We start from the raw sequence: 12,835 nt of genomic DNA on the forward strand, positions 1-12,835 counted from the left end.
GAACGTTCGCTGAGTGTGAATACCGCTGCCGCTGGCGGTAACGCCAGTTTAATGACGATCGGTTAAACAGGTAGCCGGAGGATGTTACAACCTCCTCCGGCATCTTTAACGTGGTCGAATCCCCTCAATAATAATCCGCTGCACGTTTTCAACCGTTTGATTGAAAAATACCTCATCGCGCAACGTCGCGCCTGTCACCGCCTCCACCTGAGGGGCGAAATCGGCGTAATGTTGAGTGGAAGCCCAAATCATAAAAATCAAATGCTGCGGATCAATCGGCGCGAGTTTGCCGCTTTTGACCCAACCGGCAATCAGCGCCGATTTCTCATCAATTAATGCCTTCAAATCGCCCGTCAGTTCATCCATTAACAACGGCGCGCCTGCCAGCATCTCCATACAGAACAGGCGCGAAGCCTGCGGATAATCGCGTGAGACTTCCAGCTTCAGACGGATGTACTCTTTTATCGCCGCCAGCGGGGCGAAATCTTCACGAAACGCTTTTAACGGTGCCAGCCAGATATCGAGAATCTGCCGCAGCACGGCAATATACAGCGCCTCTTTTGACGGGAAGTAATACAGCAGATTGGTTTTTGAAACACCCGCCAACTCTGCGATCTGCTCCAGCCTTGTGCCGTGAAAACCGAATTGTGAAAAAGTGTCCAGTGCTGCGCTAAGAATCGCTTTTTTCTTCGCGCTTACTGCGCGCGAACGTTTACCCGTTGTTTTCACTGCGCCTTGCGTCATGCGCTCTCCCCTCTTGTAGATTGGTAACAGGATAGCAAAACCCCCGCCCGGCCTCGACCTTCTGCACTCTCATCGCGCACGGATGCATGTTTTATGTGCAACTGTTTTGACCGTTTAGTCCACTTTTTACCAGATATTTTAGATAACACAATGCTAACACATTAATAACATTCACTTTTTAAAAACTGGCATCCGCTTTGCAAACAAGCCAATACGCGGCTGAAAAGGATATGCAGGATGCAGCGCCCCGTCTGACTTTCACTTTACGAGACGAAGAGAGGTTGATGATGAAAATTGGCGTATTCGTACCTATTGGCAACAACGGCTGGCTCATTTCGACCCACGCGCCGCAGTACATGCCGACCTTTGAACTGAATAAAGCCATTGTGCAAAAAGCGGAGCATTACCATTTCGATTTCGCCCTGTCGATGATCAAACTGCGTGGCTTTGGCGGCAAAACTGAGTTCTGGGATCACAACCTTGAGTCGTTCACCTTGATGGCGGGTCTGGCAGCCGTGACCTCGCGCATTCAGATTTACGCCACTGCTGCCACCTTAACGTTACCTCCGGCAATCGTCGCCCGTATGGCCGCAACCATCGACTCCATCTCTGGCGGGCGTTTTGGCGTCAACCTCGTGACTGGCTGGCAAAAGCCCGAGTATGAGCAGATGGGTATCTGGCCTGGCGATGACTATTTCTCCCGTCGTTACGACTATCTCACCGAATATGTTCAGGTGCTGCGCGACCTGTGGGGCACGGGGAAAAGCGATTTTAAAGGCGATTTTTTCACCATGAATGATTGTCGCGTCAGTCCGCAACCGAGTATCCCCATGAAAGTGATCTGCGCCGGGCAAAGCGACGCTGGCATGGCGTTCTCCGCCCAGTATGCCGATTTCAACTTCTGTTTCGGCAAAGGCGTAAATACACCCACGGCTTTCGCCCCGACCGCTGCGCGGATGAAACAGGCCGCAGAGCAAACCGGACGCGACGTTGGCTCTTATGTGTTGTTTATGGTGATTGCCGATGAAACCGACGATGCCACTCGCGCCAAATGGGAACACTACAAAGCGGGCGCGGATGAAGAGGCGTTAAGCTGGCTAACCGAACAAAGTCAGAAAGATACCCGCTCCGGTACTGACACCAACGTTCGTCAGATGGCCGATCCCACTTCGGCGGTAAACATCAATATGGGGACGTTAGTCGGTTCTTACGCCAGTGTCGCGCGCATGTTAGATGAAGTCGCAAGCGTGCCTGGTGCAGAAGGCGTGCTGTTGACCTTCGATGATTTTCTGTCGGGAATCGAAACCTTCGGCGAGCGCATTCAACCACTGATGCAGTGCCGCGCCCATCTCTCTGCGCTGACTCAGGAGGTGGCATGATGACAACCTTAACCGCTCGACCGGAAGCCATTACCTTCGATCCGCAGCAAAGTGCGCAGATCGTGGTGGATATGCAAAACGCTTATGCCACGCCAGGCGACTACTTAGATCTCGCCGGGTTTGATGTCTCAACCACTCGCCCGGTCATTGCCAACATTCAAACCGCTGTGACCGCAGCGCGAGCGGCAGGGATGTTGATCATCTGGTTTCAAAATGGCTGGGATGAACAGTATGTCGAGGCTGGCGGCCCCGGCTCACCGAATTTTCATAAATCGAACGCCCTGAAAACCATGCGTAAGCAGCCGCAGCTGCAGGGGAAATTGCTGGCGAAAGGCTCCTGGGATTATCAACTGGTGGATGAACTGGTGCCGCAGCCTGGCGATATTGTGCTGCCGAAGCCGCGCTACAGCGGTTTCTTCAATACGCCGCTGGACAGCATTTTGCGCAGCCGTGGAATACACCATCTGGTTTTCACCGGTATCGCTACCAACGTCTGCGTCGAATCGACGCTACGCGATGGCTTTTTTCTGGAGCATTTCGGCGTGGTGCTGGAAGACGCAACACACCAGGCGGGGCCGGAATTTGCACAGAAAGCCGCGTTGTTCAATATCGAAACCTTTTTTGGCTGGGTCAGCGACGTCGAAACGTTCTGCGACACGCTTTCTCCCACGTCCTTTGCTCGTATCGCTTAAGGAGTTTAACGATGCCAAAATCCGTAATTATTCCCGCTGGCAGCAGCGCACCGCTGGCCCCCTTCGTTCCCGGCACGCTGGCTGATGGCTTGGTGTATGTCTCCGGTACGCTGGCTTTTGATCAACATAATAACGTGCTGTTTGCCGATGACCCAAAGGCGCAAACCCGCCACGTTCTGGAAACTATCCGCAAGGTGATCGAGACGGCGGGTGGCACGATGGCGGATGTGACCTTCAACAGCATCTTTATTACCGACTGGAAAAATTACGCCGCGATTAACGAAATCTACGCCGAGTTTTTTCCGGGTGATAAACCGGCGCGATTCTACATTCAGTGCGGACTGGTAAAACCTGACGCGCTGGTGGAAATCGCCACAATTGCGCATATCGCCAAGTGAGGCCGCGATGAAACTTTCACTCTCACCTCCCCCTTATGCTGATGCACCCGTAGTGGTGTTGATTTCGGGTCTTGGCGGTAGCGGCAGTTACTGGTTACCGCAACTGGCGGTGCTGGAGCAGGAGTATCAGGTAGTCTGTTACGACCAGCGCGGCACCGGCAATAATCCCGACACACTGGCAGAAGATTACAGTATCGCCCAGATGGCAGCGGAACTGCATCAGGCGCTGGTAGCCGCAGGGATTGAGCGTTACGCGGTGGTCGGCCATGCGCTCGGTGCGCTGGTGGGGATGCAGCTGGCGCTGGATTATCCCGCGTCGGTAACTATGCTGGTCAGCGTTAACGGCTGGCTACGAATAAACGCCCATACGCGCCGCTGTTTTCAGGTTCGCGAACGATTACTGTATAGCGGCGGCGCGCAAGCATGGGTGGAAGCGCAGCCGTTGTTCCTCTATCCCGCCGACTGGATGGCGGTCCGCGCACCTCGCCTGGAGGCAGAAGACGCGCTGGCACTGGCGCATTTTCAGGGCAAAAATAATTTACTACGTCGACTTAACGCCCTCAAACGCGCTGACTTTAGTCACCATGCGGATCGCATCCGCTGCCCGGTGCAAATCATCTGCGCCAGTGATGATCTGCTGGTGCCAACAGCATGTTCCAGTGAACTTCATGCCGCCCTGCCCGATAGCCAGAAAATGGTGATGCCCTATGGCGGACACGCCTGCAACGTGACCGATCCCGAAACGTTTAATGCTCTGTTACTCAACGGGCTTGCCAGCCTGTTACATCACCGTGAAGCCGCCCTGTAAGGAATTGCTATGAACGAAGCCGTTAGCCCAGGTGTGCTTAGCACCCTGTTCACCGATGCCCGCACTCACAACGGCTGGCGGGAGACACCCGTCAGCGATGAGACGTTACAGGAGCTTTATGCCCTGATGAAATGGGGGCCGACATCAGCTAACTGTTCTCCGGCACGGATCGTGTTTATCCGCACTGCAGAAGGAAAAGAACGTCTGCGCCCGGCGCTTTCCAGCGGCAATCTGCAAAAAACCCTGACCGCGCCCGTCACCGCTATCGTCGCTTGGGACAGTGAATTTTATGAACGGTTACCACTACTGTTTCCCCACGGTGATGCCCGCAGTTGGTTTACCTCCAGCCCACAACTTGCCGAAGAAACAGCGTTTCGCAACAGTTCCATGCAGGCGGCCTATCTGATCGTCGCTTGCCGTGCGCTGGGACTGGATACCGGCCCGATGTCGGGTTTTGACCGTCAACACGTTGACGACGCCTTTTTTGCGGGCAGCACGCTGAAGAGCAATCTGCTGATTAATATCGGCTATGGCGATAGCAGCAAACTTTTTGCGCGCCTGCCACGTCTGTCCTTTGAAGAAGCCTGCGGGCTGTTGTAAGGAGCAAACTATGAACATAGTTGATCAACAAACCTTTCGCGATGCGATGTCCTGTATGGGCGCGGCGGTCAATATCATCACCACGGACGGTCCAGCCGGGCGCGCCGGGTTCACCGCCAGCGCCGTCTGCAGCGTGACCGACACGCCGCCCACATTACTGGTGTGCCTGAATCGTGGGGCGTCCGTCTGGCCGGTATTCAATGAAAATCGAACGCTGTGTGTAAATACACTGAGCGCCGGGCAGGAGCCGCTTTCAAATCTTTTTGGCGGCAAAACGCCCATGGAACACCGCTTTGCCGCCGCCCGCTGGCAGACGGGTGTGACCGGATGCCCGCAACTGGAAGAGGCTCTGGTTTCGTTTGACTGCCGTATCAGCCAGGTGGTGAGCGTCGGCACCCACGACATTCTGTTTTGCGCCATCGAAGCGATTCATCGTCACACCACACCCTACGGGCTGGTGTGGTTCGATCGCAGTTATCACGCGCTGATGCGCCCTGCTTGTTAACCTCCTTAAGGAGACAGCTGATGGCAATGTTCGGTTTTCCTCACTGGCAGTTAAAATCGACCTCTACAGAGAGCGGCGTGGTCGCGCCGGATGAACGATTGCCGTTTGCTCAGACGGCAGTAATGGGCGTTCAACACGCGGTGGCGATGTTTGGCGCGACGGTGTTAATGCCGATTCTGATGGGGCTGGATCCCAATCTTTCCATTTTAATGTCGGGGATCGGCACGTTACTGTTTTTCTTTATTACCGGCGGGCGCGTCCCCAGTTATCTCGGCTCCAGCGCGGCTTTTGTCGGCGTGGTGATTGCCGCGACGGGCTTTAACGGTCAGGGCATTAACCCGAATATCAGCATCGCGCTGGGCGGGATTATCGCCTGTGGGCTGGTTTATACCGTCATTGGCCTGGTGGTGATGAAAATTGGTACACGCTGGATTGAACGACTAATGCCGCCGGTGGTGACGGGTGCGGTGGTGATGGCGATTGGCCTGAACTTAGCGCCTATCGCAGTGAAAAGTGTATCGGCTTCGGCCTTTGATAGCTGGATGGCGGTAATGACGGTGCTGTGTATTGGGCTGGTGGCGGTGTTTACCCGTGGCATGATCCAGCGGTTATTGATTCTCGTAGGATTAATTGTCGCCTGTCTGCTGTATGGCGTGATGACCAACGTTTTAGGGCTGGGAAAAGCCGTCGATTTTACTCTCGTCAGCTATGCTGCCTGGTTCGGTCTGCCGCATTTTTCCACTCCTGGTTTTAATGGCCAGGCGATGATGTTGATTGCGCCCGTGGCGGTGATTCTGGTGGCGGAAAACTTAGGTCATCTCAAGGCGGTCGCCGGGATGACCGGACGCAATATGGACCCGTATATGGGGCGAGCATTCGTCGGTGATGGTCTGGCAACGATGCTTTCCGGCTCTGTCGGCGGTAGCGGCGTCACCACCTATGCTGAAAATATCGGTGTGATGGCCGTGACAAAAGTCTACTCGACGCTGGTGTTTGTTGCAGCTGCCGTCATCGCTATGCTGTTGGGCTTTTCGCCGAAATTTGGCGCGCTGATCCATACCATTCCGGCCGCGGTGATTGGTGGTGCATCAATTGTTGTGTTCGGGCTGATTGCCGTCGCAGGCGCAAGGATATGGGTACAAAACCGTGTCGATTTAAGCCAGAACGGTAATTTGATTATGGTCGCAGTAACCTTCGTTCTGGGCGCGGGTGATTTTGCTCTCACGCTTGGCGGTTTTACGTTGGGAGGGATCGGTACAGCAACCTTTGGCGCGATTTTACTCAATGCGTTATTAAGCAGAAGGTTGGTTGACGTTCCACCGCCAGAAGTTGTTCATCAGGAGCCATAAACAGAAAACCGCCGGGTTACCGGCGGTGATGACTTTTTGACGAGCTTAAGAAAAAAATGCATTCGTCATTGATTAGCCCGGCTAGTTGTCGCTTTTGCCGTGACTGCTCTTGCCACCTTTTTTACCTGCTTCTGATGCTCTTTCGCGGTCTTCTGCAAAATTGCCGGAACCGCCTCGATGGTTTGCCATTACTGACCTCCGTCTGGGTATAGACATCATATTGCATAGAATTAACGCGGCGTATGGCGGCTGCCATATTTTCGCTACGTGGGACTAAGCTTAGTGAACTGACGCGGGCAGACCCGCGTTTGGTAATATCCTGCAACAGCTTCTTAGCGAGAATAGATATCATCTCCAATAATTATCCATAAGCCGCTCTTATGATTAAAAAAACGCGATGAGATAAAAATGTGTCATTTTGCGACAAAATTACGTGCTTGTGAAAGTTGTTATAAATCAAATAAGTGGTTGTGAAATTTGCACTCTGAAAAGGACGTCTTATCTTTAAATAAGTGGTAGCGAATCGCTACGGAATAGAGATAACACGAGGAGTGGTTAGAAATGGCTAAAGTTCTGGTGCTTTATTATTCCATGTACGGACATATTGAAACGATGGCACGCGCAGTCGCTGAGGGTGCAAGCAAAGTGGATGGTGCAGAAGTTGTCGTTAAGCGTGTACCGGAAACCATGCCGCCGCAATTATTTGAAAAAGCAGGCGGTAAAACGCAAACTGCACCGGTTGCAACCCCGCAAGAACTGGCCGATTACGACGCCATTATTTTTGGTACACCTACCCGCTTTGGCAACATGTCCGGTCAAATGCGTACCTTCCTCGACCAGACGGGCGGCCTGTGGGCTTCCGGCGCACTATACGGAAAACTGGCGAGCGTCTTTAGTTCCACCGGTACTGGCGGCGGTCAGGAACAAACCATCACATCCACCTGGACGACCCTTGCGCATCACGGCATGGTGATTGTCCCCATTGGCTACGCAGCGCAGGAATTATTTGACGTTTCACAGGTTCGCGGCGGTACGCCGTACGGCGCAACCACCATCGCAGGCGGTGACGGCTCACGCCAGCCAAGCCAGGAAGAACTGTCTATTGCTCGTTATCAAGGGGAATATGTCGCAGGTCTGGCAGTTAAACTTAACGGCTAATCTTCAACAGGAGGATACGCATGCCAACTCAAGAAGCGAAAGCTCATCACGTCGGTGAATGGGCATCTCTGCGCAATACGTCGCCGGAAATAGCCGAGGCCATTTTCGAAGTCGCCGGGTACGACGAAAAAATGGCAGAAAAGATTTGGGAAGAAGGTAGTGATGAAGTGTTAGTCAAAGCCTTTGCTAAGACCGATAAAGATTCGCTTTTTTGGGGCGAACAGACCATCGAACGTAAAAACGTTTAACCAGCGACTCCCCCGCTTCTCGCGGGGGAGTTTTCTGTTATTTCACCGCCTCATTCAACACGCTATCAAACTTATCCATCGGGCAGAAACCGTTGGCATCTATCGGGCAACCGCTTAATTCCAGCGTCACGCGCTGCGCAGGTGCCTGCAGGGTTAACGCATCGGCATTACGTAACTGTTCCGCACTCTGGTACACATATTCAATTTTCATCAAATCGCGATTGGCTTTGCTGTCATGCCAACGCTGGAAAACGATTTTGCCGCCAATCGGCGTGCGTTCGTTCTGGTCATGCAACTGATACGGTTTGAAATCCAGCGCCGTTAACAGAGAGGCTATGTTGGAGTCGTGCCCAACTAACACCGTGATTTTCGGAGCACTGGCGCGATCGGTGACCAGGGCTTTGTCGATATAACTGACCAGCGGTTTCGCAACATTGCGCGCCACTTCCGGTGAGGTAAACAGACTGTCCTGGTAACCGTTTTTCAGCTTCGACAATACCTTCCACTGCTGGTCAGATTTGATTTCTCCCCAGGCCACCTGATCCATCGGAAAACCTTCGTAGTATTGCAAAGTAAACGCATCTACCAGCGAGTTGCCGACTTTCAGCGGCCCGGAAACACCTGGTTCTTGTTGATACTTGGCGCTAAAGGTATTTTTGCCATCCACCAGCGAACACTGTTGTTTCTCTTTACAGGCAGGGGAATCTTTATAGTTAACGATTTTTTCCAGTAGCTGGTAGCTGTCGGTAAGCTGGAGTTTGCTGAGCTCTTTCTCCATTGCCGCCACCGCCTGTTCACTGAATGCGGCGGAATCATCGGTGATCATCGGGTTAAAGGTTGGGTCCATAGTGCCCATTTTTTCCTGGTGATGCACAGGAATATCACACCCAGGGAATGCACCAGTAATAAAGAACTGGGCGGTAGCGACGGTACGTTGCAGACTATTGGCATAGGCATAAACGGTGTCCGGCGGCGGGCATTCCCCCGATTTCACTATCCCCTGCTCTGCCAGCCATTCACGCATGTAATGGCCCATATACACTTCGAGCACGCCACCTTTGGTGGTGAGTTGCCCACCGGGGACGTCCCATTCGGGCCATTTATTCGGCGTCGACTGCTCCAGCACACTGCCATTGTTCGCCAGCGGCGCACGTAAGTTATGGCGGCTCATCATGAGCACTTGCTGTAGCTGATAGCCTTCCGGTACGGTTTGTGCCTGAGCATTTGAAGCGAGTAAAACTATCCCTGCCACAGTTGCGGCGATTAGCGTTTTGTTCATTCCTGGCACCTCTTTTGTTATCAATCATTAAAGAGTGTGACAGAAATATGACTTTTTTCCGGGAACAGGTTCGCAAAATGGCTTGTTGAACGCCTGTTTTTCTATATACATCTTCAAAAACAGGCAAGGTTTGACGCAAACTATGCCTGATTAGCCCCTGCCTCGCGTACGCCGCTGATAATTGCACCTGTGGCTAAACAGAATATCTGCGGCGTTACCAATACAGAGACAATATTTACCAATAAAAAAGTGTGAGACTAATAACAATGGTTTTTAGCATATGCCTTTGCCATTAAGTTGCATAACGATTTAAATAGTCAAGTTGCGCATTCATTTCCTTATTTTTTAACTTATAAGCCTGAGAAAAAAGTTCAGGAGGGAGGTAAACATCATAATGATTGCCAGTGTTTATTAAATAACCATACTCAAGATCTTCATCTGTTGAAAAGGATTCATTTCCCAAGGAGATTGATGCCACATTACTATTAACAATAAATAATGAGCAAATGCTATCTGAAAGAACAGCAAGAAAATTCTTCACCGCTTTAATCCTATCCGACGTGTCGGTATCTAAAGCAAGCAAATTCTTGTTATCATTAAATATAAACTCGGGTAAATGCAGTATGCATTTTTTGTCATTCAAGCAACTATCAATGAATTGTTTTTTAAAAAACAGAAAGCTCCATGACATAAAACTACCCACACCCTGAATTTTGTTGTCAGATTGCAGATCAACGCCAAATAATGTCTTTACATCTTCCCTGAGATTATAGAATGCCGTATCAACAAGAGCCTCGATCGTTTGTTTATCAACAATTTTAATAAACTCTTCGTATACTTGCTTTTGCGTCTTATGGCTGCCCAGCGCCCATGAATACTCATGTTCTTTTAAAACCAGTATGGCTCTTAACAGACAATATCCATCGCCATCTACTGGAGCGTATTTTAATCCATATGTTTTATTAATTTCACTCTGAATAAAAGATATGCCAGACAAATCAATACCAGTATCTAAATCAGATATTCTCGGCATATTTATCTGTTCTGGCTGGATACTCATATTTTCATCATCTAAACAATACTCAGAAAAAACATCATCACACGCATTAATGTTTTCGATATATTCCATAAAGCCATACCAATAATAACCTTTAAAATCTGTGATAGACTCTGAACCTCTGCCCGGCAAGGACACTCTAACAATATCAACATCTTGAACATATTGTATAGTATATGTAATACCTCCTGAAACCCCTGAATAAATTTGTGTATCATTAGTACGCAATGTTCTCATAAATAATGATAGATCATTATCATTCTGCATTTCCTCAAATTCTTTTTCTAGTGATTCACATTCCAGACATGGAGTATCCTCTTCATTTACTTTACGTCTGAGTTCATTGTACAACCGCATAAAACACACCAGTGTGTTTTCAAAAAGCGTGATTGAATATGTTTGATTTTTTTCGTACTCATTTTTTATATCGTTCCAGGCCTGTTTCAAATAATTATTTGCAGTGCAACTCATTCCATGTATATTACTACCCATATATAGCGTCTATAAAATTTAATAAATAATGACGCCCTAGTTAAACTTAAAGTGCCTGGTTCAACTATCAAAAATCGCTCACCCTTTTTCACCTGTTTAAAATATGTTCAGCAACCCATCTTGATGGCGACCTCCTCTCCGCGATGATTTCAATAACATATTCTGTGTTGGCATATGAAATTTTGAGGATTACCCTACACTTATAGGAGTTACCTTACAGGGGTTCCTTCAATTTGTGTTGATTTACGCGAGATAACGCTATGGAATTAAAGGATTATTACGCCATCATGGGCGTGAAACCGACGGACGATCTCAAGACAATCAAGACCGCCTATCGTCGACTGGCCCGTAAATACCATCCTGATGTCAGCAAAGAACCGGATGCCGAAGCCCGCTTCAAAGAGGTCGCTGAAGCCTGGGAAGTGTTAAGTGATGAACAACGTCGCGCTGAGTATGATCAGATGTGGCAACATCGCAACGATCCGCAATTTAACCGTCAGTTCCATCATGGCGACGGTCAGAGTTTTAATGCCGAAGATTTTGACGATATCTTCTCGTCAATTTTCGGTCAGCATGCCCGCCAGAGCCGTCAACGCCCCGCCGCACGCGGCCACGATATTGAAATCGAAGTGGCGGTATTCTTCGAAGAAACGCTTACTGAGCATAAGCGTACCATCAGCTATAACCTGCCGGTTTATAACGCCTTTGGCATGATCGAACAGGAAATCCCGAAAACGCTGAATGTGAAGATCCCGGCAGGCGTCGGCAATGGTCAACGCATCCGCCTGAAAGGCCAGGGGACGCCGGGCGAAAACGGCGGTCCAAATGGCGATTTGTGGCTGGTGATTCATATTGCGCCACATCCGCTGTTCGATATTGTCGGCCAGGATCTGGAAATTGTGGTGCCGGTTAGCCCGTGGGAAGCGGCGCTGGGTACTAAAGTCACCGTTCCAACACTGAAAGAAAGCATTTTGCTGACTATCCCGCCAGGCAGCCAGGCCGGGCAACGATTGCGCGTTAAAGGCAAAGGTCTGGTGAGCAAAAAACAGACCGGCGATCTGTATGCGGTACTGAAAATCGTGATGCCGCCGAAACCGGATGAAAACACTGCCGCGCTGTGGCAGCAACTGGCAGACGCCCAGTCGTCTTTTGATCCACGTAAAGATTGGGGGAAAGCATAATGGCTAATGTTACGGTGACTTTTACTATTACCGAATTTTGCCTGCATACCGGCATCTCTGAAGAGGAGTTGAATGAAATTGTCGGTTTGGGGGTGGTTGAACCGCGTGAGATCCAGGAAACAACCTGGGTATTTGACGACCATGCCGCCATTGTGGTGCAACGCGCGGTACGCCTGCGTCATGAACTGGCTCTGGACTGGCCGGGGATCGCGGTGGCGCTGACGTTAATGGATGATATTGCGCACCTGAAGCAGGAAAACCGCCTGCTACGCCAGCGGCTTTCCCGGTTTGTAGCTCATCCGTGATGTGTGTTTGCCGGATGTGATGACGCATCCGGCAACTGCGCCATAATGCCTGATGCGACGCTAAACGCGTCTTTTCAGGCGCATAAACGACGTTATCTGTTTTGGTGGTCGCACTCCACTAACACCAGCAATAACTGGCTTAGTGCCGCGTAAAAACCAAAGCTGTCATACTGTCGACAACGCGCAGCAAACTCTGGTAACCATTGCCGTAGCGCCGTCAGTATTTTTTGCCGCAAACTGTCGATTCTTCGCGCAGGAACGGTCCCCTCTCCCAGCGAAAAATGCAGATAACTCAACAACTCGAGATAGATCGCCAGATGATCTGCCGGTTCGTTGAAATTGCCACTGGTTTCCATCCCTGCCTCAACTAACAAGCGTTTAATCTCTTGCTCGTCCTGTTTGTAGGCCGATGCATACGGCAGCGCCGCTTGTTTGTCGGTCATCAGAAACAGGCCGCAAAAGTCAGCGGCCAGTTCCAGACGGGCATCGTCACGTACTGTCAGCGTGGCAGGTAATGCTGCCAACTTACTGATTTAGTGTATGATGGTGATTTTAAGGTACTTGCGTGGCTTCCATTTCCATCAGATGTCCTTCCTGCTCCGCTACTGAAGGCGTGGTGCGTAACGGCAAAAGCACTGCC

The 12,835-nt window shown here is 50.7% G+C and carries 16 protein-coding genes and 2 pseudogenes; 13 read left to right on the forward strand and 5 right to left on the reverse strand.

Annotated elements, in window-relative coordinates; translation table 11 throughout:
• Positions 1–66 (forward strand): annotated as a pseudogene (locus ACUU1I_RS16255) (hypothetical protein); the annotation flags it as partial.
• A gap of 39 nt (positions 67–105) precedes the next feature.
• Here the strand turns inward: ACUU1I_RS16255 and rutR are convergent.
• On the reverse strand, positions 106–744 hold the full coding sequence (gene rutR / locus ACUU1I_RS16260) for an HTH-type transcriptional regulator RutR (protein ID WP_000191701.1): 639 nt from the start codon (positions 742–744) through the stop codon (positions 106–108).
• 287 nt (positions 745–1,031) lie between these two features.
• Between rutR and rutA the strand changes: the two genes are divergently transcribed.
• From rutA to rutG, 7 genes are read left to right on the forward strand one after another with little or no spacing between them, the layout of a single operon-like run.
• On the forward strand, positions 1,032–2,123 hold the full coding sequence (rutA, locus tag ACUU1I_RS16265) for a pyrimidine utilization protein A (protein ID WP_005067486.1): 1,092 nt from the start codon (positions 1,032–1,034) through the stop codon (positions 2,121–2,123).
• Positions 2,123–2,815 (forward strand): peroxyureidoacrylate/ureidoacrylate amidohydrolase RutB, encoded by a 693-nt coding sequence (gene rutB, locus ACUU1I_RS16270; RefSeq protein WP_005115208.1) that lies wholly within the window; start codon positions 2,123–2,125, stop codon positions 2,813–2,815. The genes rutA and rutB overlap by 1 nt, the downstream gene beginning before the upstream one ends.
• An 11-nt stretch (positions 2,816–2,826) precedes the next feature.
• Entirely contained in the window at positions 2,827–3,213 is a 387-nt protein-coding gene (rutC, locus tag ACUU1I_RS16275; RefSeq protein WP_001126768.1) for a 3-aminoacrylate deaminase, read from the forward strand.
• 7 nt (positions 3,214–3,220) lie between these two features.
• Positions 3,221–4,021 carry a pyrimidine utilization protein D gene (gene rutD, locus ACUU1I_RS16280; protein WP_000777657.1) on the forward strand — a complete coding sequence of 267 codons (801 nt, stop codon included), beginning with the start codon at positions 3,221–3,223 and terminating at the stop codon, positions 4,019–4,021.
• Between the two features lie 9 nt (positions 4,022–4,030).
• The gene (locus ACUU1I_RS16285; RefSeq protein ID WP_001001200.1) at positions 4,031–4,621 is read left to right on the forward strand and encodes a malonic semialdehyde reductase; all 591 of its coding nucleotides are present in this window, start codon (positions 4,031–4,033) and stop codon (positions 4,619–4,621) included.
• 10 nt (positions 4,622–4,631) lie between these two features.
• Positions 4,632–5,126 (forward strand): NADH-dependent FMN reductase RutF, encoded by a 495-nt coding sequence (gene rutF / locus ACUU1I_RS16290; RefSeq protein ID WP_001028096.1) that lies wholly within the window; start codon positions 4,632–4,634, stop codon positions 5,124–5,126.
• Between the two features lie 20 nt (positions 5,127–5,146).
• Entirely contained in the window at positions 5,147–6,475 is a 1,329-nt protein-coding gene (rutG, locus tag ACUU1I_RS16295; RefSeq protein WP_005074298.1) for a pyrimidine utilization transport protein G, read from the forward strand.
• Positions 6,476–6,556: 81 nt separating this feature from the next.
• On the opposite strand, the gene ACUU1I_RS16300 is transcribed toward rutG, so the two are convergent.
• Positions 6,557–6,664 (reverse strand): con-10 family general stress protein, encoded by a 108-nt coding sequence (locus ACUU1I_RS16300; protein ID WP_001273654.1) that lies wholly within the window; start codon positions 6,662–6,664, stop codon positions 6,557–6,559.
• A gap of 372 nt (positions 6,665–7,036) precedes the next feature.
• On the opposite strand from ACUU1I_RS16300, the gene wrbA reads away from it, so the two are divergent.
• Positions 7,037–7,633 carry an NAD(P)H:quinone oxidoreductase gene (gene wrbA / locus ACUU1I_RS16305; RefSeq protein ID WP_001151437.1) on the forward strand — a complete coding sequence of 199 codons (597 nt, stop codon included), beginning with the start codon at positions 7,037–7,039 and terminating at the stop codon, positions 7,631–7,633.
• A gap of 20 nt (positions 7,634–7,653) precedes the next feature.
• The gene (locus tag ACUU1I_RS16310) at positions 7,654–7,881 is read left to right on the forward strand and encodes a YccJ family protein (protein WP_001143120.1); all 228 of its coding nucleotides are present in this window, start codon (positions 7,654–7,656) and stop codon (positions 7,879–7,881) included.
• Between the two features lie 37 nt (positions 7,882–7,918).
• Here ACUU1I_RS16310 and agp read toward each other — a convergent pair whose 3' ends face one another.
• Both agp and ACUU1I_RS16320 read right to left on the reverse strand, forming a co-directional pair.
• Positions 7,919–9,160 carry a bifunctional glucose-1-phosphatase/inositol phosphatase gene (gene agp / locus ACUU1I_RS16315; RefSeq protein WP_001044290.1) on the reverse strand — a complete coding sequence of 414 codons (1,242 nt, stop codon included), beginning with the start codon at positions 9,158–9,160 and terminating at the stop codon, positions 7,919–7,921.
• Positions 9,161–9,452: 292 nt separating this feature from the next.
• Entirely contained in the window at positions 9,453–10,709 is a 1,257-nt protein-coding gene (locus ACUU1I_RS16320; protein WP_000535372.1) for a YccE family protein, read from the reverse strand.
• Positions 10,710–10,969: 260 nt separating this feature from the next.
• Between ACUU1I_RS16320 and cbpA the strand changes: the two genes are divergently transcribed.
• Together cbpA and cbpM are read left to right on the forward strand one after the other, a co-directional pair.
• Positions 10,970–11,890, forward strand: coding sequence for a curved DNA-binding protein (cbpA, locus tag ACUU1I_RS16325; RefSeq protein ID WP_000420613.1), 921 nt, complete (start codon positions 10,970–10,972; stop codon positions 11,888–11,890).
• A complete protein-coding gene (gene cbpM / locus ACUU1I_RS16330) occupies positions 11,890–12,195 on the forward strand; it encodes a chaperone modulator CbpM (RefSeq protein WP_000024560.1) in 306 nt (101 codons plus the stop codon). The genes cbpA and cbpM overlap by 1 nt, the downstream gene beginning before the upstream one ends.
• A 92-nt stretch (positions 12,196–12,287) precedes the next feature.
• Here the strand turns inward: cbpM and torD are convergent.
• A pseudogene (torD, locus tag ACUU1I_RS16335) lies at positions 12,288–12,710 on the reverse strand (molecular chaperone TorD); the annotation flags it as partial.
• A gap of 50 nt (positions 12,711–12,760) precedes the next feature.
• Between torD and ACUU1I_RS16340 the strand changes: the two are divergent.
• Positions 12,761–12,835 (forward strand): IS1 family transposase (locus ACUU1I_RS16340; RefSeq protein ID WP_305765447.1); only part of this gene is annotated, 75 nt, incomplete at its 3' end.

It is taken from the genome of Shigella sp. SIG3, assembly GCF_053555855.1.

Excerpts from the sequence above, each read along its gene's own strand:
- ACUU1I_RS16310 (WP_001143120.1), top strand. The coding sequence starts at position 7,654 with ATGCCAACTCAAGAAGCGAAAGCTCATCACGTCGGTGAATGGGCATCT.
- cbpM (WP_000024560.1), top strand. The coding sequence starts at position 11,890 with ATGGCTAATGTTACGGTGACTTTTACTATTACCGAATTTTGCCTGCAT.
- wrbA (WP_001151437.1), top strand. The coding sequence starts at position 7,037 with ATGGCTAAAGTTCTGGTGCTTTATTATTCCATGTACGGACATATTGAA.
- ACUU1I_RS16320 (WP_000535372.1), bottom strand. The coding sequence starts at position 10,709 with ATGGGTAGTAATATACATGGAATGAGTTGCACTGCAAATAATTATTTG.
- rutG (WP_005074298.1), top strand. The coding sequence starts at position 5,147 with ATGGCAATGTTCGGTTTTCCTCACTGGCAGTTAAAATCGACCTCTACA.
- rutF (WP_001028096.1), top strand. The coding sequence starts at position 4,632 with ATGAACATAGTTGATCAACAAACCTTTCGCGATGCGATGTCCTGTATG.
- agp (WP_001044290.1), bottom strand. The coding sequence starts at position 9,160 with ATGAACAAAACGCTAATCGCCGCAACTGTGGCAGGGATAGTTTTACTC.
- rutA (WP_005067486.1), top strand. The coding sequence starts at position 1,032 with ATGAAAATTGGCGTATTCGTACCTATTGGCAACAACGGCTGGCTCATT.
- ACUU1I_RS16285 (WP_001001200.1), top strand. The coding sequence starts at position 4,031 with ATGAACGAAGCCGTTAGCCCAGGTGTGCTTAGCACCCTGTTCACCGAT.
- rutD (WP_000777657.1), top strand. The coding sequence starts at position 3,221 with ATGAAACTTTCACTCTCACCTCCCCCTTATGCTGATGCACCCGTAGTG.
- rutR (WP_000191701.1), bottom strand. The coding sequence starts at position 744 with ATGACGCAAGGCGCAGTGAAAACAACGGGTAAACGTTCGCGCGCAGTA.
- rutC (WP_001126768.1), top strand. The coding sequence starts at position 2,827 with ATGCCAAAATCCGTAATTATTCCCGCTGGCAGCAGCGCACCGCTGGCC.
- rutB (WP_005115208.1), top strand. The coding sequence starts at position 2,123 with ATGACAACCTTAACCGCTCGACCGGAAGCCATTACCTTCGATCCGCAG.
- cbpA (WP_000420613.1), top strand. The coding sequence starts at position 10,970 with ATGGAATTAAAGGATTATTACGCCATCATGGGCGTGAAACCGACGGAC.
- ACUU1I_RS16300 (WP_001273654.1), bottom strand. The coding sequence starts at position 6,664 with ATGGCAAACCATCGAGGCGGTTCCGGCAATTTTGCAGAAGACCGCGAA.